Below are 21,976 nucleotides of genomic sequence, written 5' to 3' on the forward strand. Positions count from 1 at the left end.
GAGCGTAGGAGCGCCCCCGCCGGCACCGCATCGGGCCCCGGACCCTGACCGCCCTCGGGCCCCGGACCTAGGGCCACGGCGGCCCGGGCGGCCGGTGCGCGGTCCGCGCCCGGCGATCCAGTACGGTCTCTGGAGTCTCCGCCGCCGGCCGCCGCCCGGCGTGGGACACGGGACATCGAAGACCTGCGACGAAGAGGCCACGTGAGCACTGCGGAAGCGCTCCTTCTCGGTGTCGTGGAGGGACTCACCGAGTTCCTCCCCGTCTCCAGCACCGGGCATCTCACCATCCTGGAGCGCCTCCTGGGGTACTCCACGGACGACCCCGACATCACCGCGTTCACGGCGATCATCCAGGTCGGGGCGGTCCTGGCCACGCTGCTGTACTTCCGCGCCGACTTCCGGCGGCTGATCGGCGCGTGGTTCCGGGGCGTGCTGCGGGCCCAGGGGCGGAACGACCCCGACTACGCGCTGGCGTGGGCCGTCGTCCTCGGCGCGGTCCCGATCGGGATCGTCGGCCTGCTCTTCAAGGACACGATCGAAACCACCCTGCGCAGCCTGTGGTTCGTCGGCTCCGCCCTGCTGCTGTGGAGCGCGGCCATGTGGTACGCCGACCGGAGGGGCGCCCAGAACCGCGTCGAGAAGGACGTGACCTGGAAGGACACCCTGGTCATCGGGCTCGTGCAGTGTCTGGCGCTCGTCCCCGGCGTGTCCCGCTCGGGCGCCACGATGTCGGCCGGTCTGCTGCGCGGGCTCGACCGGGTCACGGTCACCCGGCTGTCGTTCTTCCTCTCCGTGCCCGCGCTCACCGCGGCGGGCGGATTCCAGTTCGTCACCGAGTTCGACGCCATCACCCACGGCGTCGGCTGGCGGGCGACGATCGTCGCGACGGTGGCCAGCTTCGCCGTCGCCTACGTCGCCGTCGCCTGGCTGCTGAAGTTCATCGCCCGGCACAGGTACACGCTCTTCATCAACTACCGCGTGATACTGGGCGCCGGTCTGCTCGTCCTGCTGGCCACCGGCACGCTCAGCGCCACCTGAGCCCGCGACGCGCCGATGCCCCGACGCCGGCGGTGGCCGGCGTCGGGGCATCCCCCCGTTCTCGGTTCGGTGCTCGGGCGCTGTGGGTCAGACGGCGCCTAGCGGCCGGCCGAGACCGGGGTCCGGTCGGGCTGGGGCGCGGGCCGCGGCTGTTCGCCGTGCTCCAGGCGGGGCAGCCAGCCCAGCCAGCGCGGCAGGTACCAGTTCCGCTCGCCGAGCAGCGCCATCACCGAGGGCAGCAGCACCATCCGCACCAGCGTCGCGTCCACCAGCACCGCGGCCGCCAGGCCGACGCCCATCTGCTGCATGTCCTGCATCTGCAGCAGGGCGAAGACCGAGAACACCGCGATCATGATGGCCGCCGCGCCGGTCACCGAACCGGCGGTGGCGCGGATGCCCTCGCGGATGGCCTCCCGGGTGGCCAGGCCCCGGTCGTGCGCCTCGCGGATCCGGGAGACCACGAAGACGTGGTAGTCCATGGACAGGCCGAAGAGGATCACCAGCACGAACAGCGGCATCCACGCCTCGATCGCGCCGGCCGGCTCCATGCCGAGCGTCTCCGCGCCCCAGCCGTGCTGGAAGACGGCGGTCATCACGCCGTACGCCGCGCCCACGGACAGCAGGTTGAGCACGATCGAGACGAGCGCGATCGGCACCGAGCGGAAGCAGAGCAGCATCAGCACGAACGTCACGGCGGCGATGTAGAGCAGCACCGGGGCGATGTCGCCGCTGAGCTGGTCGGTGAAGTCGATCGACTCGGCCAGGGCCCCGCCGACGTACGCCTCGTCGGTGACCTGCGCGAAGGCGTCGGGGACCAGGTCGTCGCGCAGGGTGTCGAGGGCGTCCCGGGAGACGTCGTCCGAGCCGTTGCCGTCCAGCGGCACGTCGATGACGGTCACGTTCACGGACTCGTGCACGGTGGTGGTCGGGGTGCCGAACGCGTCGGAGGACGCCACCGCGTTCTCGAGGTCGGCGACCGCCGCCCGCACCTCGGGCGAGGTCACGTCGTCGGCGCGGACCACGACCTCGGCCGGTTCGGGGCCGCCGGGGAAGGCGCCGGTGATCTCCGTGTACGCCACGGTCAGCGGCGATTCGGAGCCGAACTGCTTCTCCAGGCCGAGGTTCTCCGTCTTCATGCCGAACGCGGGGGCGCACAGCACCAGCAGCGCGGCGCCCGACACCACCGCGAACGCCTTGGGCGACGCGAGCACCGGGCGCATCAGGCGCCCCGAGATCCCGCCGCTGGCGTGGGCCCGCCGGCTGCCGCGCCCGCGCCGGTTCAGCAGCGGGATGCGGCCGGCGTCGATGCGGTCGCCGAGCCAGGAGAGCATGGCGGGCAGCACGGTGACCGAGCCGAGCATGGCCACCAGCACCACCAGGATGGTGGCGACGGCGAAACCGTGGAAGAGCAGCAGCCCGGACAGGAACATGCCGGACATGGCGACCGCCACGGTCAGCCCGGAGATCAGCACCGCGCGGCCGCTGGTGGCCGCCGCGATCCGCAGCGCGGTCTGGGCGTCCCGGCCCGCGGCCCGCTCGTCGCGCTCCCGCCGCAGGTAGAACAGGCAGTAGTCGACCCCGACGGCGAGTCCCACCAGGAACATCACGGAGTTGGTGGTCTCGAACATCGGCACCCGGTGGCTGGCCAGCGCCAGCAGCCCGAACGTGCCCACGCAGGCCGTCAGCGCCAGGAAGACGGGCAGCAGCGCGGCGACGACCGCGCCGAAGACCACCAGCAGGATGCCGAGCGCCAGCGGCACGGCCGTCATCTCGGCGGTCCTGAAGTCCTCGGAGAGCAGGTCGCCGAGCGCCTTCTCGCCGGTGGCGTCGCCGAACTGGTGGATCTCCACGCCCTGGTCCGCGAACGCCTCCTCGGTGGCCGCCACGGCCTCCATCACCGGCTCCACCCGGTCCGCCGCGGTGTCGGGGTCGCCGGCCATGTCGAAGGAGATCAGCGCCTCACGGCCGTTCTCGGACCGGACCGGATCGGCCAGCCGCTCCGTCTCGCCGGTCTCCACCAGGCGGCCCGCCAGATCGTCTGCCGCCGCCCGCCAGCCGTCCGGCTGGTCGCTGCGCAGCATGACCAACTCGCTCGACGGCGGGGTGAGGTTGGCCTCCTCCAGGATCTCGGCGGCGCGCATCGAGTCCCCCGCGCCGTTCTCCGAGTCCGACATCTCGCTGAAGCCCGAGCCGCCGCCGACCACGGCGGCGAGCACCACGAGGAGCAGCCAGCCGAAGATCGCGGTCTTCCGGTGCCGCGTGCTCCAGCCACCCAGGCGCGTGGCCAGCCCTCGTTGCGGGGGCCCTGAATCAAGTCCGTTCGTCATGCCCCTGACGCTAGAAACACGGCGGCGCGCTCCCCAGCCGGTCAGGACCCCGGTCGGCGGGAGGCAGGGCGACGGACGGGGGTGGTGCGAGGTACACCCCCGGGGGTGGGGCTCCCCTACTCGGCCGGCGGGATCCCGGCGCGCCGGGCCAGGGCCACGGCGGCCAGGGTGGAGTGCACGCCCAGCTTGCTCAGCACGTTCTGCATGTGGGTGCGGACGGTGTGCGGGGAGAGGTAGAGCCGCTCGGCGACCGCCTTGCGGCCGAGGCCCGCCAGCATGCAGCGCAGCACCTCGAGCTCGCGGGGGGTGAGGGACTCCACCAGCCGTTCGTGCTCGTCCCGGTGCCGGCGCTCGCGGGTCAACTCGCGCAGCACGCCGGTCAGCAGCGCCGGCGGCACGTGCGTCTCGTCGCGGAGCACGCCGCGCAGCACCTGGAGCAGACGGGCCAGCGAGCTGTCCTTGGCGACCCAGCCGCAGGCGCCCGCGGCGAGCGCCTGGGCGGCCCGGAACGGGTCGTCATATGCCGCGAGCATGACAGATCGGATGCCGGGATAACGCTGGTGCGCCGCGGCCAGGAGCGAGGGGCCGCCGCCCGACTCGCCGCCCACGCCGCCGGTCGCCGCCTCGCCGCCCACGGACGCCGGGCCTCCGGACTGGAGGTCACCCCGCCCGTCGGGTGCGGAAAGGATCGCGCCGTCCAGGTCCACGTCCATCAGCAGGACGTCGAAGGGGTGTTCGTTGGCCGCGCGGGCCCGCTCCATCAGGTGCAGCGCGGCGGGCACGCTGCCCACGGCCGTCGCCTCCACGTCCTGCTCCGCGGTGAGCGCGGTAGCCAGCGATTCGGCGAAGATGCGGTGCTCGTCAACCACGAGCACCCGGACTCGATCCACAGCGACCCCTGGGACGCGCCTGATACGGGAAACGCGCTGGGGCTCGGTGGGCGCGGCGCACCGTACCTCGACTCCGCTCAACCGCACGGCCGCCGCCGTCCGGCATCGGCGTCGGGCCGTGGGCGTCGCACCCACCTGTCTCGCCCCCTGATGATTAGCACCAGCCCCCACCGGTGCTGATCTCAGACTACGGCCGCGGGCCGATGGCGGAAGGGATTTCGCCAAAGTGGTCGTATCGATAAAGTCACAATCCGGAACGGGTGTTCAGGCCGGGCGATCAGGGTAGGGCGCCCCTGCGGGCGCCCGCCGAGGGAAGCGCCTCGAAGATGCGTGGCCGACGATGACCGGCCGCGTCGAAGGCCGCCGTCACCGCCTCGCCGATCGCCGCGGTGGCGTCCGCCTCCACGAGCACGATCGCCGAGCCGCCGAAGCCGCCGCCCGTCATCCGGGCGCCGAGCGCGCCCGCCTCGGTGCTCGCCGCCACCACCAGGTCCAACTCCGGGCAGGAGACGGCGAAGTCGTCGCGGAGCGAGGCGTGGCCCTCCGTCAGCACCGGGCCGATCTCCCGGGGACGGCCGGCCTCCAGCAGCTCGATGACCCGTTCCACCCGGCGGTCCTCGGTGACCACGTGCCTGACCCGGCGCCGGATCACGCCGTTGTCCAGCCCGGTGGCGTCCAGCCGGGCCAGGGCCGCGTCCAGGTCCGGGTACGCCACGTCGCGCAGCGCCGGCACGCCGAGGGCGACGGCGCCCGCCTCGCATTCGGCGCGCCGCTGCCCGTAGGCGCCGTCGGCGTGCGCGTGCTTCACCTGGGTGTCCATCACCAGCAGCCGCAGTCCCTCGGCGGCCATGTCGAACGGGACCTGCCGGCTGCTCAGATCGCGGGTGTCGAGGTACAGCACGTGCCCGGCGGCGCAGCAGGCGGACGCCATCTGGTCGAGGATGCCGCAGGGCATGCCGACGAAGTCGTTCTCCGCGCGCTGGGAGTGGCGGGCCAACTCCTCGGGGGTCAGGCCGAGGCCGTTCAGCTCGCTGAGCGCCAGGGCGGTGACGACCTCCAGCGCGGCGGACGAGGACAGTCCCGCGCCGGTCGGCACGTCGGACTCGACGTACAGGTCGGCGCCCCCGAGCCGGTGGCCGGCGCCGAGCAGCACCCAGGCCACGCCGGCCGGGTAGCCGGCCCAGCCCTTCACGGTGCCGGGGGTGAGGCCGTCCAGCGAGAGCTCCACCGTGGGTCCCGGCACGTCCCGGGAGTGCACCCGCAGGAGCCGGTCGGCGCGGCGCGAGGCGGTGATGGTGGTGATGTGCGGCAGCGCCAGCGGCATGACGAAGCCGTCGTTGTAGTCGGTGTGTTCACCGATCAGGTTGGCCCGGCCCGGGGCCGCGAAGAAGCCCTCGGGCTCGGTGCCGAACAGCTCCCGGTGCCGGGCGGCCGCGTGCGCCGCCCGGTCGAGCTCGCCGCGGTCGTCCTGGGTGGTGGTCATGGGGTGCGGTCTCCCTCGGTGGCGACGCGCTGGGCGAAGGCCCAGGCGTCGGCGATGATCGTGGCCAGGTCGGTGCGGCTGGGACGCCAGCCCAGGCGCTGCCGGGCCCGGTCGGCCGAGGCCACCAGCACGGCGGGGTCGCCGGCCCGGCGGTCGGCGGCGGTCTCCGGGATCGGGTGGCCGGTCACCTGGCGCGCGGCCGCGACCACCTCGCGGACCGAGAAGCCGTTGCCGTTGCCGAGGTTGCAGATCAGATGCTCGCCGGGGGTGGCCGCGTCCAGGGCCAGCAGGTGCGCCTCGGCGAGGTCGTCGACGTGGATGTAGTCGCGCACGCAGGTGCCGTCCGGGGTCGGGTAGTCCGTGCCGTAGACGGAGATCGACTCCCGCCGGCCCTGGGCGACCTGGAGCACGATGGGGATCAGGTGGCTCTCCGGGTCATGCCGCTCCCCCAGCCACCCGGAGCCGCTCGCGGCCTCCGGGGCGTGCGCGCCGGCCACGTTGAAGTAGCGCAGCGAGACGGCGGCCAGGCCGTGCGCGGCGGCCTCGCTGGTGATCATGTGGTCGACGGCGAGCTTGGAGGCGCCGTACGGGTTGGTCGGGGCGGTCGGGAAGTCCTCGGTGATCGGGCTGCCGGCCGGCTCGCCGTAGACCGCGGCGGTGGAGGAGAAGACCAGGGTGCGCACGTCGGCGTCGCGCATCGCGCGGAGCAGCTCCAGGGTGCCGCCGACGTTGTTGCGCCAGTACTTCTCCGGGTTGGTCACGGACTCGCCGACCTGGGAGCAGGCGGCGAAGTGCAGCACGGCGTCGTAGCTGCGGTCCAGCCACTTGCCGGCGTCCTGGATCCGGCCCTCGACGAACTCGGCGCCCGGCGGCACGCCCTGGGCGAATCCGGTGGTGAGGTCGTCCAGGACGGTCACCTGGTGCCCGGCGGCCAGCAGATGCCCGGCCACCACACCGCCGACGTACCCTGCGCCGCCCGTCACGAGATACTTCACTGCCCGCTCGCCACCTCTCGCAGCCGGTCGGCCGCCGCCTCCGGCAGAACATCGCTGACAAAGGCACCCATGCCCGACTCCGAGCCGGCCAGGTACTTGAGCTTTCCGGGGCTGCGCCGGATGGTGAACAGCTCCAGGTGCAGCGCGAAGTCGTCGCGCGCACCCGCCGGAACGCCCTCGGTGCCGATCGGCGCCTGGTGCCAGCCGGAAATATACGGGGTGGGCGGGGCCTCGGGGCCGAAGAGCCGGTCGAACCTGCGCAGCAGATCCAGGTACAGCTTGGGGAACTCGGCGCGTTCCGCCTCGTCCAGCGCGAGCAGGTCGGGCACCCGGCGCTGCGGATAGAGGTGCACCTCGTAGGGCCAGCGGGCGGCCTCCGGCACGAAGGCGGTCCAGTGCCGCCCGTCCAGCACGACGCGACGGCCGGCGACGCGTTCGGCGTCGAGCACCTCGTCGAAAAGGTTGCCCCCGGTGTCGCGGCGGTGCTCGGCGACCCGGCGCAGCATCCGCTCGGTGACGGGCGTGACGTAGGGGTAGGCGTAGATCTGGCCGTGCGGGTGACCCAGGGTCACGCCGATCTCCGGGCCGCGGTTCTCGAAGCAGTAGATCTGGCGGACGCCCGGCTGCTCCCTGAGCTCGGCGGTGCGGTCGATCCAGGCGTCCAGCACGAGCGCGGCCTGCGGTTCCGTCAGGCCCGCGAAGGACGCCTCGTGGTCGGAGGTGAAGCAGACGACCTCGCAACGGCCCAGATCGCCGCTGAACGACGGGAACCGGTTCTCGAAGACCACGACCTCGTAGCTCTCCGCCGGGATCTCGCTCAGCCGGTCGCCCCGGGACGGGCAGAGCGGGCACTGGTCCGCGGGCGGGTGGTAGGTGCGGCCCTGCCGGTGCGCGGCGTAGCCAACATGCTCCCCGAGGAGTGCGTTGAACCGCACCTCGGAGCTGGTGGCCGCGGGCGTGAGCGGCCGCCGGTCGATGGCGTCACGGGCCGCTCCGTCGTGTGAGTCGTAATAGATGAGCTCACGGCCGTCCGCCAGTCGGGTCGCGGTTCGCTTCATGTCTTTCGCCTGCCCCCTGGGGCGCCACTCGAACAGAATTAAACATAATGAAGCATGCGACTACAGCATTCGTCAAAGGGTGGGGTGCAGAAAAGAAGATCGATGAGGCTTCAGTCGCGGCGATCGGAGGGGAACGGAGTGACCGGAGTGACCGGAGTGACCGGGGCGGCCGGCGGGACCGCGGGGAGATGGTCGAGCAGCCGGGTGCGCACGGCCAGCGCCGCCGCCTCCAACCGGGAGGCGGTGCCCAGCTTGGTCAGCAGCCGCTGCACGTGGGTGCGCGCCGTGCTCGGCGCGACGCCGAGACCCGCGGCGATCCGCCGGGTGTCCTCGCCCTCCACGATCCGCACCAGCACGTCGGCCTCGCGGTCCGTCAGCAGCCCCGCGAGCCTGGCGCCCTCCGCGTCCGGCGCGCTACGCGGATTGAGCAGCTCCGCGAACGCCTCGCGCAGCAGCTGCGGCGACACCGCCGCCTCCCCGGCCCGCGCCTTCACCATGGCGCGTTCCACACCCTCGATGCGCTCGTCGTGCCTGACGTAGCCGCGGGCCCCCGCGGCGAACGCGGCCGCGACGCCGAGCGGCTGGGGCACCGGACCCAGCACCACCACCGCGACCCGCGGCGCCTCGCGCCGGATCCGCGGCAGCGGCTCCAGCGCCCCGGGCTCCTCCGGGTGGGCGGCGCCCAGCAGGCAGACCTCCGGCTGCTTGCTGACCACCAGCTCGGCGGCCCGGGACACCGGCGCGCCGGCGCCCAGCACCCGGTGCCCGCGCACCCGCAGCGCCGAGGCCAGGGCCTCGGCCACCAGCCGTCGGTCGTCGACGACCACGACACGTACGCTCATCACGCCTCACCCATCGTGGCCGCCGTCGGAGCCGGTTCAGCGATAGACCAGAGTGGCCTCGCGCTCCTCCAGGTCACCTTCGTAGAAGGCCTCGGTGAGCATCAAGAGGGTGTTGTCGTGCCAGATCAGGCGCAGCTCCTGCGGATCGGTCGGAGAACCCGCCGCCGACTCCACCGCCGAGGCGGCCGGATCGAGGGTCATCAGCGGGGTGGCCTCCTCCGTCGCGGGGTCGATGGCCACCACCATGCCCGGACGTGAGTCGTCCCAGGTGTCCCGCTGGTACGCCAGGATCCTGCCGTCCTCGACCGCGAACGGCCGGATCTCCCGGAAGGCGTCCGAGGACGGGCCACCGTCCGAGTCGTCGGGCCCGACCTCGTAGAGCGGCTGACCGCTGCTCAACTCGAAGGCGACCACCGCGTTCTCCTCGCCCGACGTGCTGCTCGCCAGGTACAGGAAGCCGTCGTGGACCACGGACATCTTGCAGTCGTTCAGCGTGTTGATCATGCAGGGCGACTTGTAGTGGTCGATGTCGTAGTCCAGGGCGTGCGAGATCTCCTGGTGGTTCTCGTCGATGACGAAGATGCTCTCCTGCTCGATGTCGTCGTCCAGCCAGGCGGTGACCACCAGCGGATCGATCGAGACGACGGAGTGCACCCTCAGCTCCCTGCCCTGGTACTCCGGGCCGTACTCCCACTCCCAGAGCTCGTCACCCGCCTCGTCGGTGGCGCGGATGCTGCCGCCCTCGTCGCCGACGAAACCGCACGAGGTCTGCGAGACGAACAGGTCGTCGAACACCGCGTACGCCACCTCCGGGCAGTCCTCCTCGGAAGACGTGGTCCACAGCTGCTCGCCCGAGGCGGCGTCGTATCCGGCGCCTCCGGTGCCCCAGCCGAGCGCGATGGTGTCGCCGAGGAACGCGGGATACGTGGTGTCCGTGAGATAGCCGGCGTCCAGCTCCAGGGGGATGGTGTTGATCTCCTCGCCGGCGGCTATGTCGATCACCGTGAGCACCTCGCAGTCCCGGCCCTGGAGCACCGCGATGCGGTCCGCCGAGGCGGTCGGCGAAGCGTTGCAGTCGCCGCCGCTCAGCTCCAGCGGAATGCGCCACGCCTCCTCGCCGGTCTCCAGGTCGTACCCGGCGACCGCGTCGTCCAGGGTCCGCACCAGGGTGTCGCCGGATATCCAGCTGCCGCGGGCGCCGAGGATGATGTCCTCCGCGCTGACGTCGGGCCCGGCCGTCTGCCAGGCCAGGGCGGCGGCGACCGGCTCGGCGGGCAGGTCGCCCTCCCCGCTGTTCCCCCCGCCGCCGTCGCCGTCGCCCGTCGTGGGGTCGGCGCTGGGCTTCTTCTCGTCGTCGCCGGAGAACACCAGCACGGCGCCGCCCCCGGCCGCCAGCAGCAGCACGAGCACGGCGGCCACGATGAGGGCGATGCGCGAGCCGTTGGCCTTGCCCTGGCCGGGCGGCGGCGTGCCCGGCAGGCCCGCCATGCCGGGCATGGGGGCACCTCCCAGGCCCCCAGGGCCTGGGGGAGGACCCCAACCGGGGGGCATGGCCCCCGGCGGCGGCGTGTGGCTCGGGCCGTACGGTCCCGGCGGGGCCGCGGCGCCGAAGCCCTGGCCGCCGGGCGGCGGCGGCTGCGGGTACCCGTAGGGCGGCTGGCCCTGCGCGTGCGGCTGCTGCGGCCCGGGCGGTGCCGGCTGCGGGCCCGGCCCCGGCTGCTGCGGATAGCCGTACGGGCCCTGCGGCGCTGCCGGGTGCGGCGCCGGCTGCTGCGCGGGCTGGCTCGGCGGCTCCGGGGCCTTCCGCACCGGCTGCGGGGACGGCGGGGGCGTCTGCTGCGGGTAGCCGTAGCCCGGCTGGCCCGGCTGGCCGGCGGGCGGCAGCGGCGGGGCGGACGGCGGCGTGTTGGGCGCCGGCGGCGGGGTCTGCGGGCCGAAGCCGCCACCCGGGGACGCGCCATGCTGAGGCTGGTGCGATGGCGGTGGCTGCGACATGACTTCCCCCTGAACCGGACGCTGGAAGGAACACCCGGTGCTGGCCCGGTGATCGGCGCGACCGGTGGGATCGGCGCGATCAGATCTCTGTGAGCAAAGCCCTTTTTACCACCGGACTGTGACACTGGCCCGGCCGGTTCCGTCCGGTACCCGGTCGTGACCCGTCCGAGATCTCCCCGGGCGGCGGCCCTCCCCCAGGCCCTGAGGGCCTGGGAGGTGCCCCATGCCGGCCGACCGGCTCACGCCTCCTCGGCCAGCTCCAGCCAACGCGTCTCCAACTCGTCGCGCCGTTCGCCGAGTTCCCGAAGTCGGGCGTCGAGCCCCGCGATCCGTTCGAAGTCCGTGGCGTGTTCCGCCATCTCGCCGTGCAGCTCCGACTCCTGCTCGCCGAGCCGGTCCAACTGCCGCTCGATGCGCTGGATCTCCTTCTGCGCCGCGCGGGCCAGCCGGGCCGCCGGCTTGGCCGGGGCGGCCGCCGCCGCGGCCTTCCCTGCCGCCGGGGCCGGTGCCCGCCCCTCCGCCTGCCGCAGCCCCGCGCGCCGTTCCAGGTACTCGTCGATGCCCCGCGGCAGCATCCGCAGCGTGCCGTCGCCGAGCAGCGCGAACACCTGGTCGGTGACCCGCTCGACGAAGTAGCGGTCGTGGCTGACGACCACCAGGGACCCCGGCCAGCCGTCCAGCAGGTCCTCCAGCTGCGCCAGCGTCTCGATGTCCAGGTCGTTCGTCGGCTCGTCGAGGAACAGCACGTTGGGCTCGTCCATCAGCAGCCGGAGGATCTGCAGCCGCCGCCGTTCACCACCGGACAGGTCGCCGACCGGGGTCCACTGCCGCTCCTTGGTGAAGCCCAGGCGCTCGCACAGCTGCGAGGCGGTCATCTCCCGAGCACGGCCCAGGTCGACGCGGGAGCGCACCTGTTCGACCGCCTCCAGCAGCCGCCACTCGGGGTTCAGCTCGGCGACCTCCTGCGACAGGTACGCCAGCCGCACGGTCCGGCCGACGGTGACCCGGCCGGCGTCGGCCCGGCCGGCGGCCAGCGCGCGCAGCAGCGTCGTCTTCCCCGCGCCGTTCACGCCCACCAGGCCCACCCGGTCGCCGGGCCCCAGCTGCCAGGTCAGCCGCGACAGCAGCGTCCGGGCGTCGGGCCCCTGGCCGGCGCGGAGGGTGACGTCCTCCAGCTCGTACACCGTCTTGCCGAGCCGCGCGCTGGCGAACCTGACCAGCTCGCCGCTGTCCCGGGGCGGCGGCACGTCCGCGATCAACGCGGTGGCCGCCTCGATCCGGAACCGCGGCTTGCTGGTGCGCGCCGGCGCGCCGCGGCGCAGCCAGGCCAACTCCTTGCGCATCAGGTTCTGCCGCCTGGCCTCCTCGCCCGCCGCGATGCGCTCCCGCTCGGCGCGGGCGAAGACGTAGTCGCTGTAGCCGCCGTCGTAGTGGTGCACGGCGCCGCGCTGCACGTCCCACATGCGGGTGCAGACCTGGTCGAGGAACCAGCGGTCGTGGGTGACCACCACCAGCGCGGAACGGCGGGCCCGCAGGTGCTCGGCGAGCCAGGCGATGCCCTCGACGTCGAGATGGTTGGTCGGCTCGTCCAGCACGATGAGGTCCTGCTCGGCGATCAGCAGCGCGGCCAGCGCCACCCGGCGGCGCTCGCCGCCGGACAGCGGGCCGATCACCGTGTCCAGGCCCTGCGGCAGGCCCGGCAGGTCGAGGCCGCCGAAGAGGCCGGTCAGCACGTCCCTGACGCGGGCCTGGCCGGCCCACTCGTGGTCCGCCAGATCTCCGATGACCGCCTCGCGGACGGTGGCCGCCGGGTCGAGCGAGTCTCCCTGGGTGAGCACGCCGAGCCGCAGGCCGCCGGCGTGCGTGACCCGCCCGCCGTCCGGCTCCCGCTGGCGCGCCAGGATGCTGATGAGGGTGGTCTTGCCGTCGCCGTTACGGCCGACGACGCCGATCCGGTCGCCCTCGCCGACGCCGAGCGAGATCCGGTCGAGGACGGTCCTGGTGCCGTAGTCCTTGCTGACGGATTCCAGGCTGACCAGGTTCTTCCGGGGTGCGGCGGGGGACTCAGGCATGGGACTCGATGGTAGTCGGACCGGCGGCGGGGGCCGTGGCCGCGCGGGCCGTCCGGCAGGTGCCGGAGGCGGACAGCCGGGCCGCCAGCGCCGCGGCGCCCGGCGCGTCGGCGGCGAGGAACGCGCAGGTGGGTCCCGAACCCGAGACGAGTCCGGCCAGCGCGCCGGCCGCCCGCCCGGCGGCGAGGGTGTCGGCCAGCGCGGGGCGCAACGAGAGCGCGGCCGGCTGGAGGTCGTTGGCCGCGTCCAGCCGGGCGGCGAGCGCGGCGGCGTCACCGGCGCGCAGCGCCGCGAGCAGCGCCCCGTCCGGGCGCGGCGCGGGCACGTCGTCCGCCGCGGCGGCGCGCAGCCGATCGCATTCGCGGTACACCTCGGGGGTGGACAGGCCGCCGTCGGCCAGCGCGAACACCCAGTGGAAGGTGCCGCCCACGGGCAGCGGGGTGAGCCGCTCGCCCCGCCCCTCGCCCAGCGCCGCGCCGCCGAGCAGCGCGAACGGCACGTCGGAGCCCAGGCCGGCGGCCAGCTCCGCCAGTTCGGCGGCGGGGGTGGCCGTGCCCCACAGCGCGTCGCAGGCGACGAGCGCGGCGGCGGCGTCCGCGCTGCCGCCCGCCATGCCGCCGGCCACGGGGATGTCCTTGGCGATGTCGAGCCGCACGTCGGGGGCCCGGCCGTGGTGCGCGGCGAGCACGGTGGCGGCGCGGGCGGCGAGGTTGTCGCCGTCCAGCGGCACCTGCTCGGCGCCGGGGCCCGCGCAGCTCACCGTCAGGCGCGGGGCCGGGGTCACGGTGACCCGGTCGTGCAGCGCGACGGCGAGGAAGACGTTGGCGAGATCGTGAAACCCGTCCGGGCGCGGCGGGCCCACGGCCAGCTGCACGTTGACCTTGCCGGAGACGCGAACGGTGACGGAGGACACGGCGAGCTCATTTCCTCGATACGGGGCCCGACACGACCGGGCCCGACGAACGGTTGGGCCAGGGCCCCACGGAGCCCAGGCGGTCGGGAGCCGGGCGATGTCCCGGCTCTCCGACGGCCGCCGGCCCAGCGCGGCCGGCAACGCCCGACGCCGGCCGCCCCCGGCACCCGGCACCCGGCACGACCGGCGGAGCGGTGTCGCGGCCGGGACGGCGGACCGCAGGCACGTGCAATGCGCCGCACGGGGCCCGTCGCCACCGAGCGAGGCGACCCCACGGGCAGGGCCGTCCGCTGTCGCGGCCGATACTGGGCCCCCGACCACCACCGGGACGGCGCGACCGGCAACACCGACGGCCTCGGCGCCAGGCACGGGCCCGGCCGGCGGAGGGGTGTCGCGGCCGGGACGACGTCGCCGTCGGACGGGCGGACGCGCCGACCGCCGTCGCGGCGGATCGGCGCCCGTTGCCGAGCCGGGTCCGGCCGGCAGGCCGGGTCGGGCCAGGAAGGGGCCGACCCGCTGGATGCCGGGGGTCGCGGCCGGCAAGGCCGGCCTCATCGGGGGCGGGCCTCGGCGAGGCGGGCGAACGCGTCGACGGACAGCGCCTCGCCCCTCAGCCGCGGGTCCACGCCGGCGGCGGCGCAGGCCGCCTCCGCGGCGGCCGGGGAGCCGGCCCAGCCGGCCAGCGCCGCGCGCAGCGTCTTGCGGCGCTGCGCGAACGCCGCGTCCACGACGGCGAAGACCTCGACCCGGCTCGCGGTGGTGCGCGGCGGGTCGCGCCGGGTCAGCGCGACCAGCCCGGAGTCCACGTTCGGCGCCGGCCAGAAGACCGTGCGGCCGATCGACCCGGCGCGCCGCGCCTCGGCGTACCAGGCGGCCTTGACCGACGGCACGCCGTACGACCGGGAGCCGGGCGCCGCCGCCAGCCGGTCGGCGACCTCGGCCTGCACCATCACCAGGGCGCGGCGGATGCTGGGGAACGTCGCGAGCATGTGCAGCAGCACGGGGACGGCCACGTTGTAGGGCAGGTTGGCGACCAGCGCGTCCGGCGGCGGGCCGGGCAGCGCGTCGGCCGTCAGCCGCAGCGCGTCCGCGTGGACCAGGGCGAAGCGGTCGACGCGCTCGGGCAGCCGGGCGGCGACGGTGGCGGGCAGCGCGGCGGCCAGCACGTCGTCGATCTCGACCGCCGTCAGATGCCCGGCGCGGGCGAGCAGCGCCAGGGTCAGCGAACCGAGTCCCGGGCCGATCTCCAGCACCGCGTCCGCCGGGCCCACGTCGGCCGCGCGGGCGATGCGCCGCACGGTGTTGGCGTCGATGACGAAGTTCTGCCCGCGCTGCTTGGTGGGCCGCAGGCGCAGCGCCGCGGCGAGTTCGCGGACGTCCGAGGGGCCGAGCAGTCGGTCGTCCGGCATGGGGGCACCGCCCGGGCCCCCGGGGCCTGGGGGACGCTCCGCGCCGCCGTGCTCCGCGCCGCCCCCGTGCTCCGCGTCGCGCACGCTCACCCGAAGGCCCTGGCCGTGTTGGCGGCGACGTGGCGGGCCAGCTCGTCCTCGGGCAGGCCCTTCACCTCGGCCATCGCGCGCAGCGTCACCGGGATCAGGTACGGCGCGTTGGGCCGGCCGCGCCAGGGCGCGGGGGTGAGGAACGGCGCGTCCGTCTCCACCAGCAGCAGCTCGGGCGGTGCCGCCGCCAGCGCGTCGCGCAGCGGCTGCGCCGAGGCGAACGTGACGTTGCCCGCGAAGGACATGAAGTACCCGGCGGCGGCGCACACCTCGGCCATGGCGGCGTCGCCGGAGAAGCAGTGGAACACGGTGCGCCGCGGGGCGCCCTCCTCGGTCAGGATGCGCAGCACGTCCGCGTGCGCCTCCCGGTCGTGGATGACCAGCGCCTTGTCCAGTTCCTTGGCGATCCTGATGTGCTCGCGGAACGACCGCTGCTGCACGGCGACGCCCTCGGGCCCGGTGCGGAAGTAGTCGAGCCCGGTCTCGCCGACCGCCGCCACCCGCGGCTGCGCGGCCAGCTCCGCGATCTCCGCGAGGGCGGCGTCCAGCGCCGCGTCGCCCTCCGCCGCGGCGATCCGGGGCGCCTCGTTGGGGTGTAGCGCCACGGCGCCCCACACCGCCTCGTGCTCGGCGGCGATCTTGGCCGCCCAGCGGGCGCGCGGCAGGTCGCAGCCGATCTGCACGACCCGGGTGACGCCGACGGCGGCGGCCCGCTCCAGCGCCTCCGCGACGGGGGTGCCCTGCCGCTCCTGCTGCATGTCGAGGTGGGTGTGCGAGTCGGCGACGGGCACGGCCAGCGGCTCCGGGAGCGGCGGCGGCACCGCCTCCTGGGACCTGGCCTTGGCGGACTTGGGCATGGCACCGATCCTACGAGGACCGCGCGGGCCGCCCGCCCGCCGGCCACCGCCCACCCCGCGGTCAGTGCCGGGCGCGCTCGGCGGCGGCGACCAGGCCCGACCGCATCACGCGCACCCGGCGTCCTTCACAGTCCACGCACCGGGGGTGGGTCAGGGGCGAGGGCACCTGCCGGCCGCCCGCGTGGTAGCGCACCAGCGGCGGGCCGTGCGGGTCGGCCGGGTCCACCCGGTGCTCGATCTCGTACTCCTGCTCCCAGCCGTGCCCGCAGCTCAGGCAGGCGAACGAGTACGCCTCGTGCACGGTCGTCGTGCGGCTGCTGTCCGTCATCGCTGACCACCCGGAACTTCCGAAATTCACCGGAATCTCATGGTCTGTCCCGAACAGTCTATCGAGCGGCCCGCTACCCCGCCTGTTCGTCCTCCGCCTCCGCTTCCGCTTCCGCCTCCGCCCCCACCGCTGCCGCCGCCTCGCCCTTGGCCGCCACCACCGCGTCGAAGACCAGCCGCTTCGGCACCTCGGCCTCCCGCGCCACCGCGGCGATGGCCGCCTTGCGGCGCTCGCCCGCCGCCTCCCGCGCCGCCACCAGCGCGGCCAGCCCGGCCGGGTCGGCGGCGGCCGGGTCCGGGCGTTCCGCGCCCGCCACCACGACCGTGATCTCGCCGCGCACCCCCTCCGCGGCCCAGTCCGCCAACTCCGCCAGCGGGCCGCGCCTGACCTCCTCGTAGGTCTTGGTCAGCTCGCGGCAGACCGCCGCCCGCCGCGCGCCGCCGAACGCCTCGGCCATGTCCCCCAGCGTCGCGGCCAGCCGGTGCGGCGCCTCGAAGTAGACCAGCGTGCGCCGCTCCCCCGCCGCCTCCGCGAGCCGGGCCGCGCGCTCGCCCGGCCGGCGCGGCAGGAACCCCTCGAAGCAGAACCGGTCGACCGGCAGCCCGGACACCGCGAGCGCGGTCAGCACCGCCGACGGGCCCGGCACCGCGGTGACCCGGACGCCCCGCTCGACCGCCGCGGCCACGAGCCGGTACCCCGGGTCGGAGACCGACGGCATCCCGGCGTCGGTGACCAGCAGCACCCGCGCGCCGCCGGCCAACTCGTCGGCGAGCTCCGGGGTGCGGGCCCGCTCGTTGCCCTCGAAGTACGACACCACCCGGTCGGGCGGCGGGACGTCCAGGTCCCGGGCCAGCCGCCGCAGCCGCCGGGTGTCCTCCGCGGCCACCACGTCGGCGGCGGCCAGCTCCGCCGCCAGCCGGGCCGGCGCGTCCCCCGGGTCCCCGATCGGCGTCCCCGCCAGCACCAGGACCCCGGGGCCCTCGTCCGGATCGCCTGGGGCCCGCGGGGCCGCGGGCCCGTCCGGCGCGTCGGGCCGGTCCGAGGGGTGGAGGTGGTCGTCGGATGGGGCTCCGCCATGACGCTTCATGTCGGGCAATACTCGCAGTCCGCCTCGCGGGCTCGCGGTGAGGCCGGGTCCGGATGTCAAGATGGCCCGCGTGAGGAGTAGCCAGACCGTGAGCGACGCCCCGCCCGAGCCCGGCCCGCCGCGCGCCGAGTCGCCCGGTTGGGAGGAGCGGCTGCGCCGCTTCGGATACGCGCGGAGACGCGGCGCCGGGGTCCGCCAGCGGCTGGTGCCGGCGTTCCCCGAGCCGGGCGCGCGGCTGTGGCAGTACTTCGGCTTCGCGTCCCACACCGCGGGCCGGCTGGCCCGGCTCACCGGCTGGGGCGGTCCGCTGCTGGTCGCGCTGTTCGCGGGGGCGTTGCGGTTCGTCAACCTCGGCTCGCCCGACGCCGTGATATTCGACGAGACGTACTACGCCAAGGACGCCTGGTCGTTGCTGCAGAAGGGCTACGAGACCGAGTGGCCCGACGACGCCAACGAGCGGATCATCGCCGGTGCCACGCCGTTCGACGACACCGCCGCGTACGTCGTGCACCCGCCGGGCGGCAAGTGGGCCATCGCGCTCGGCGAGTGGATGTTCGGCCTCAACCCCTTCGGCTGGCGCTTCATGGTCGCGCTGCTCGGCACGCTCTCCGTGCTGATGCTGTGCCGCATCGGCCGCCGGCTGTTCCGCTCCACGATCCTGGGCTGCCTGGCCGGCGCGCTACTGGCCGTGGACGGCCTGCACTTCGTGATGAGCCGCACCGCGCTGCTCGACCTGGTGCTGATGTTCTGGTTGCTGGCCGCGTTCGGCTGCCTGCTGATCGACCGCGACGCCGCCCGCGCCCGGCTGGCCGCCGCGCTGCCCACCGGCGGCGACGGGGTGCTGCGCCCGGACGCCGACGTCGGGGCCCGGCTGCGGCTCGGCTGGCGGCCCTGGCGGCTGGCTGCCGGGCTCTGCCTCGGCCTCGCGTGCGCCACGAAGTGGAACGGCCTGTACGTGCTTGCCGCGTTCGGCATCCTCACCGTGCTGTGGGACGTCGCGGCGCGCCGCACCGCGGGGGCGCGGCGCCCGTACCACGCGATGCTGCGCCGGGACGCGCCCTGGGCGTTCTGCGCGCTGGTGCCGGTGGCGCTGGCCACCTATCTGGCGTCCTTCGCCGGCTGGTTCCTCACCTCGGGCGGCAAGTACCGCGACTGGGCCGAGACGGCGGGCAAGGACAGCTCGTTCACCTGGGTGCCGGGCGCGCTGCGCAGCCTGTGGCACTACCAGAACGAGGTCTACGACTTCCATGTCAACCTGACCTCGGAACACGACTACGAGTCCAACCCCTGGAGCTGGCTGGTCGCCGCCCGCCCGGTCACGTACTACTACACCTCCTCCGACCCGGGCGAGAACGGCTGCACCTACGCCAGCGGCTGCGCCCGCGAGGTGCTCGCGCTCGGCACCCCGCTGCTGTGGTGGGCCGGCTGCTTCGCGCTCGTCTACGCCGGCTACCGCTGGCTGTTCCGCCGCGACTGGCGGGCCGGCGCTGTGCTGTGCGCGGTGGCCGCCTGCTACCTGCCCTGGTTCGTGTACCAGGAGCGGACCATCTTCTACTTCTACGCGGTGGTGCTGACGCCGTACCTGTGCCTGGCGGTGGCGATGCTGGTCGGCGCGCTGCTCGGCCCACCGGGCTGCACGGAACGCCGCCGCGCCACGGGCGTGGTGGCCGGCGGCGTGCTGGTGCTGCTGATCGCGTGGAACTTCATCTACTTCTACCCGATCTACACCGGCCAGGAGATCCCCGTCGATTCCTGGCGCGCCCGGATGTGGCTCGATACCTGGGTGTGACCGGGCCGCGACCGAACGGAGTCCGTGGGGGGCCCGGCAGCCGGTAGGCTGCGATCGCCAGGGCATTGCGGTGCGTTAACGGGTGGTTGCGGGGCACGGTGACAGGGTCAAGGGGTAGGGCGCGGGAGCGCAACGGGCAGCGGCTGGCCGTGGTCGGTGGCGTGTTCGTGGCCGTCGCGACCGTGGTGGGCTTCGGCAGCTTCGCGCTGCTCGGGGACGACGAGGCCGAGGGGGAGCCGAGCAACATCGCGGCGACTGACGACCCGTCGGGCCAGGACCCCTCCGAGGACAGCGGACCGCCCACCGAGCAGGAGGTGCTGGAGACCTCCGGCGCGTTCCTCGACGCGTGGGAGGCGGGCGACGTCCGGGCCGCCGCCGCGCTCACCGACGACGAGGAGGCGGCGCGCGCCGCCCTCGACGCGCTGCCCGAACGCGCCTCCCTGTCCGAACTGACGCTCAACGAATCCACTCCTTCGGGTGGTTCGGTGCCGTTCACCGTGGACGCCGTGGTGGAGTACGAGGACGCCGGCGCGACCCAGCAGCAGGACTGGAGCTACGACTCCGAGCTGACCGTGGTCAGGGACGAGGGCTCCGACCAGCCCGTCGTCCGGTGGGAGCCGACCGTGCTGCACCCGGGGCTGGGCGAGGGCCAGTCCCTGGAGACCGGCCCGGTCAGCGAGTTGCCGCCGGTGGAGATGCTCGACCGGAACGGCGACGTGCTGACCGCCGAGGAGCACCCCACGCTGGCCGGCGTGATCGCCGACGTCCGGGAGCGGTACGCGGAGGAGGCCGGCGGCAGCACGGGGACCGAGCTCCGGATCGTGGACGCCGAGGGCAAGCGGGTCGAGCAGCTGGTCGAGCTGGCGGAGCCGACCGCGGGCCAGGTGCCGACCACCATCGACCCGGCGGTCCAGGCGGCGACCGAGCAGGCCGTGCGGAACGCGGACGGCGACCGCGCCTCCGCGGTCGCGATCCAGCCGAGCACCGGCGAGATCCTGGCGGTCGCCAACAAGCCGGCCGAGGGCTTCGACACCGCGCTCCAGGGCTCGTACGCCCCGGGCTCGACGTTCAAGATCGTCACCTCCTCGCTGCTGATCGAGGAGGGCCTGGCCTCCGCCGGCGCGTCGCACCCGTGCCCGAAGGAGTTCGAGTACGGCGGCTGGCCGTTCCACAACGACGACAACTTCGACATCAAGGACGGCACCTTCGCCGACTCCTTCGCCGCCTCCTGCAACACGGCCTTCATCAGCCAGGCCCCGGAGCTGGAGGACGACTCGCTGGGCAACCACGCGCGGGACGTCTTCGGCCTGGGCCTGACCTGGGAGGTCGGCGTGCAGACGCTGGACGGCTCGGTGCCCACCCAGTCCGACGCCCAGATGGCAGCCTCGCTGATCGGCCAGGGCGGCGTCCGGATGAACCCGCTGACCATGGCCTCGGTCTCCGCGACCGTCAAGAACGGCGGGTTCCTCCAGCCCTACCTGGTGCCGCCGTCCTTCGACGGCCGCACGCTGGCGCAGGCCTCGAGCGCGCTGGACCCGGCCGCGGCGGCCGAGCTGCGCGGTCTGATGAACACCACGGCGCTGTGGGGCACCGCGGCCGAGGCGATGTCCGGCGTCAGCGGCGACATCGGCGCGAAGACCGGCTCCGCCGAGGTGGACGGCCAGGAGAAGCCCAACGCCTGGTTCACCGGGTACTCGGACGACCTGGCGGTGGCCGCGGTGGTGCCGAACAGTGGGCACGGCGGCGAGTTCGCCGGCCCGGTGGTGGCGGAGGTGCTCAACGCCGCACCGTAGGCTTCTCCTGAACAACGGCCTCGGGTACGACGCGGAGGGCTCACGCATGCGGGAGATAGCCGTCTTCAGTGGCAGCGCCCATCCGGCGCTCGCCGCGGAGGTCTGCGACCATCTCGGGGTTCCGCTGCGGCCCGCCCGGGTGGACCGCTTCGCCAACGACTGCCTGCAGGTGCAGCTGGAGGCGAACTGCCGGGAGCGCGACGTCTACCTGATCCAGCCGCTGGTGCGGCCGGTGCAGGAGCATCTGGTCGAGCTGCTGTTGATGCTGGACGCCGCCCGCGGCGCCTCGGCGGCCCGCACCACCGTGGTGCTGCCGCACTACTCGTACGCCAGGTCCGACAAGAAGGACGCGCCGCGCATCTCCATCGGCGGGCGGCTGATCGCCGACCTGATGGTGACGGCGGGCGCCAGCCGGGTGCTGGCGATGACGCTGCACTCGCCGCAGGTGCACGGCTTCTTCAGCGTTCCGGTGGACCACCTGCACGCGCTGCGCGAGCTCGCGGCGCACTTCCGGCGGCAGGAGCTCGGCAACGCCGTCGTGGTCTCGCCGGACCTGGGCAACGCCAAGGAGGCCGCCGCGTTCGCCCGGCTGCTGGGCATTCCGGTGGCGGCCGGCGCGAAGCAGCGGTACAGCGACGACCGGGTGAGCATCAGCTCGGTGATCGGGGACGTGGCGGGGCGTGACGTGATCGTCCTGGACGACGAGATCGCCAAGGGCAGCACCGTCATCGAACTGCTGGACCGGCTGCGGGAGCTGGGAGTGAACTCGGTGCGGATCGCCTGCACGCACGGGCTGTTCTCCGGCGGCGCGCTGAAGCGGCTCAGCTCGGAGCCGGACGTGCTGGAGATCGTCTGCACCAACACGGTGCCGATCCCGGCCGAGGAGCGCACCGACAAGCTGCGGGTGCTGTCCATCGCGCCGGCGCTGGCCGAGGCGGTGCGCCGGATCCACAACGGCGAGTCGGTCAGCGCGCTCTTCGACAAGCCCTGACACGCCCTGACACGCCCCG

17 protein-coding genes are annotated in these 21,976 nt (G+C 74.3%); 4 read left to right on the top strand and 13 right to left on the bottom strand.

Going from position 1 to position 21,976, the window contains the following annotated elements; all coding sequences use genetic code 11:
• Window positions 1-201 precede the first annotated feature (201 nt).
• Window positions 202-1,038, top strand: coding sequence for an undecaprenyl-diphosphate phosphatase (locus ABGB06_RS07145; protein WP_347586364.1), 837 nt, complete (start codon window positions 202-204; stop codon window positions 1,036-1,038).
• Between the two features lie 98 nt (window positions 1,039-1,136).
• On the opposite strand, the gene ABGB06_RS07150 is transcribed toward ABGB06_RS07145, so the two are convergent.
• From ABGB06_RS07150 to rsmI, 13 genes are all read right to left on the bottom strand, one after another.
• A complete protein-coding gene (locus ABGB06_RS07150; protein WP_347586366.1) occupies window positions 1,137-3,365 on the bottom strand; it encodes an MMPL family transporter in 2,229 nt (742 codons plus the stop codon).
• A 116-nt stretch (window positions 3,366-3,481) separates the two neighbouring features.
• Window positions 3,482-4,255, bottom strand: coding sequence for a response regulator transcription factor (locus ABGB06_RS07155; protein ID WP_347586368.1), 774 nt, complete (start codon window positions 4,253-4,255; stop codon window positions 3,482-3,484).
• A gap of 277 nt (window positions 4,256-4,532) precedes the next feature.
• Window positions 4,533-5,738, bottom strand: a complete 1,206-nt coding sequence (galK, locus tag ABGB06_RS07160) for a galactokinase (RefSeq protein WP_347586370.1) — start codon at window positions 5,736-5,738, stop codon at window positions 4,533-4,535.
• Window positions 5,735-6,733 carry a UDP-glucose 4-epimerase GalE gene (gene galE, locus ABGB06_RS07165; protein ID WP_347586372.1) on the bottom strand — a complete coding sequence of 333 codons (999 nt, stop codon included), beginning with the start codon at window positions 6,731-6,733 and terminating at the stop codon, window positions 5,735-5,737. Before galE ends, galK begins: the two co-directional genes overlap by 4 nt.
• Window positions 6,730-7,791, bottom strand: a complete 1,062-nt coding sequence (galT, locus tag ABGB06_RS07170; protein ID WP_347586373.1) for a galactose-1-phosphate uridylyltransferase — start codon at window positions 7,789-7,791, stop codon at window positions 6,730-6,732. Before galT ends, galE begins: the two co-directional genes overlap by 4 nt.
• A gap of 110 nt (window positions 7,792-7,901) precedes the next feature.
• Window positions 7,902-8,633: a response regulator transcription factor gene (locus ABGB06_RS07175; protein ID WP_347586375.1), complete on the bottom strand. Its 732-nt coding sequence runs from the start codon at window positions 8,631-8,633 to the stop codon at window positions 7,902-7,904.
• A 36-nt stretch (window positions 8,634-8,669) separates the two neighbouring features.
• Window positions 8,670-10,628 (bottom strand): PQQ-binding-like beta-propeller repeat protein, encoded by a 1,959-nt coding sequence (locus tag ABGB06_RS07180; RefSeq protein ID WP_347586377.1) that lies wholly within the window; start codon window positions 10,626-10,628, stop codon window positions 8,670-8,672.
• Window positions 10,629-10,867: 239 nt separating this feature from the next.
• Window positions 10,868-12,700, bottom strand: coding sequence for an ABC-F family ATP-binding cassette domain-containing protein (locus ABGB06_RS07185; protein WP_347586379.1), 1,833 nt, complete (start codon window positions 12,698-12,700; stop codon window positions 10,868-10,870).
• On the bottom strand, window positions 12,693-13,613 hold the full coding sequence (locus ABGB06_RS07190; protein ID WP_347586380.1) for a 4-(cytidine 5'-diphospho)-2-C-methyl-D-erythritol kinase: 921 nt from the start codon (window positions 13,611-13,613) through the stop codon (window positions 12,693-12,695). Before ABGB06_RS07190 ends, ABGB06_RS07185 begins: the two co-directional genes overlap by 8 nt.
• 551 nt (window positions 13,614-14,164) lie before the next feature.
• Window positions 14,165-15,022, bottom strand: a complete 858-nt coding sequence (rsmA, locus tag ABGB06_RS07195) for a 16S rRNA (adenine(1518)-N(6)/adenine(1519)-N(6))-dimethyltransferase RsmA (RefSeq protein ID WP_347586382.1) — start codon at window positions 15,020-15,022, stop codon at window positions 14,165-14,167.
• An 86-nt stretch (window positions 15,023-15,108) separates the two neighbouring features.
• A complete protein-coding gene (locus tag ABGB06_RS07200; RefSeq protein WP_347586384.1) occupies window positions 15,109-15,969 on the bottom strand; it encodes a TatD family hydrolase in 861 nt (286 codons plus the stop codon).
• Between the two features lie 61 nt (window positions 15,970-16,030).
• Entirely contained in the window at window positions 16,031-16,297 is a 267-nt protein-coding gene (locus tag ABGB06_RS07205) for a hypothetical protein (protein ID WP_347586386.1), read from the bottom strand.
• 73 nt (window positions 16,298-16,370) lie between these two features.
• Entirely contained in the window at window positions 16,371-17,384 is a 1,014-nt protein-coding gene (gene rsmI / locus ABGB06_RS07210) for a 16S rRNA (cytidine(1402)-2'-O)-methyltransferase (RefSeq protein ID WP_347586388.1), read from the bottom strand.
• A 61-nt stretch (window positions 17,385-17,445) separates the two neighbouring features.
• Here rsmI and ABGB06_RS07215 point away from each other — a divergent pair, with 61 nt between their 5' ends.
• The 3 genes from ABGB06_RS07215 to ABGB06_RS07225 all read left to right on the top strand — a co-directional run bounded on the left by ABGB06_RS07215 (window position 17,446) and on the right by ABGB06_RS07225 (window position 21,957).
• A complete protein-coding gene (locus ABGB06_RS07215) occupies window positions 17,446-19,173 on the top strand; it encodes a phospholipid carrier-dependent glycosyltransferase (protein WP_347586390.1) in 1,728 nt (575 codons plus the stop codon).
• A 98-nt stretch (window positions 19,174-19,271) separates the two neighbouring features.
• Window positions 19,272-20,966, top strand: coding sequence for a penicillin-binding transpeptidase domain-containing protein (locus ABGB06_RS07220; RefSeq protein WP_347586392.1), 1,695 nt, complete (start codon window positions 19,272-19,274; stop codon window positions 20,964-20,966).
• 46 nt (window positions 20,967-21,012) lie between these two features.
• Window positions 21,013-21,957, top strand: a complete 945-nt coding sequence (locus tag ABGB06_RS07225; RefSeq protein WP_347586394.1) for a ribose-phosphate pyrophosphokinase — start codon at window positions 21,013-21,015, stop codon at window positions 21,955-21,957.
• Window positions 21,958-21,976 lie beyond the last annotated feature (19 nt).

This window comes from Streptomyces sp. B6B3, assembly GCF_039871525.1.
Lineage (GTDB): Bacteria > Actinomycetota > Actinomycetes > Streptomycetales > Streptomycetaceae > Streptomyces.

Bases quoted from the DNA above. Each gene is read 5' to 3' on its own strand.
- ABGB06_RS07150 (WP_347586366.1), bottom strand. From the start codon at position 3,365: ATGACGAACGGACTTGATTCAGGGCCCCCGCAACGAGGGCTGGCCACG.
- ABGB06_RS07180 (WP_347586377.1), bottom strand. From the start codon at position 10,628: ATGTCGCAGCCACCGCCATCGCACCAGCCTCAGCATGGCGCGTCCCCG.
- ABGB06_RS07215 (WP_347586390.1), top strand. From the start codon at position 17,446: ATGGCCCGCGTGAGGAGTAGCCAGACCGTGAGCGACGCCCCGCCCGAG.
- rsmA (WP_347586382.1), bottom strand. From the start codon at position 15,022: ATGCCGGACGACCGACTGCTCGGCCCCTCGGACGTCCGCGAACTCGCC.
- galK (WP_347586370.1), bottom strand. From the start codon at position 5,738: ATGACCACCACCCAGGACGACCGCGGCGAGCTCGACCGGGCGGCGCAC.
- galT (WP_347586373.1), bottom strand. From the start codon at position 7,791: ATGAAGCGAACCGCGACCCGACTGGCGGACGGCCGTGAGCTCATCTAT.
- ABGB06_RS07175 (WP_347586375.1), bottom strand. From the start codon at position 8,633: ATGAGCGTACGTGTCGTGGTCGTCGACGACCGACGGCTGGTGGCCGAG.
- ABGB06_RS07225 (WP_347586394.1), top strand. From the start codon at position 21,013: ATGCGGGAGATAGCCGTCTTCAGTGGCAGCGCCCATCCGGCGCTCGCC.
- rsmI (WP_347586388.1), bottom strand. From the start codon at position 17,384: ATGAAGCGTCATGGCGGAGCCCCATCCGACGACCACCTCCACCCCTCG.
- ABGB06_RS07200 (WP_347586384.1), bottom strand. From the start codon at position 15,969: ATGCCCAAGTCCGCCAAGGCCAGGTCCCAGGAGGCGGTGCCGCCGCCG.
- ABGB06_RS07185 (WP_347586379.1), bottom strand. From the start codon at position 12,700: ATGCCTGAGTCCCCCGCCGCACCCCGGAAGAACCTGGTCAGCCTGGAA.
- ABGB06_RS07205 (WP_347586386.1), bottom strand. From the start codon at position 16,297: ATGACGGACAGCAGCCGCACGACGACCGTGCACGAGGCGTACTCGTTC.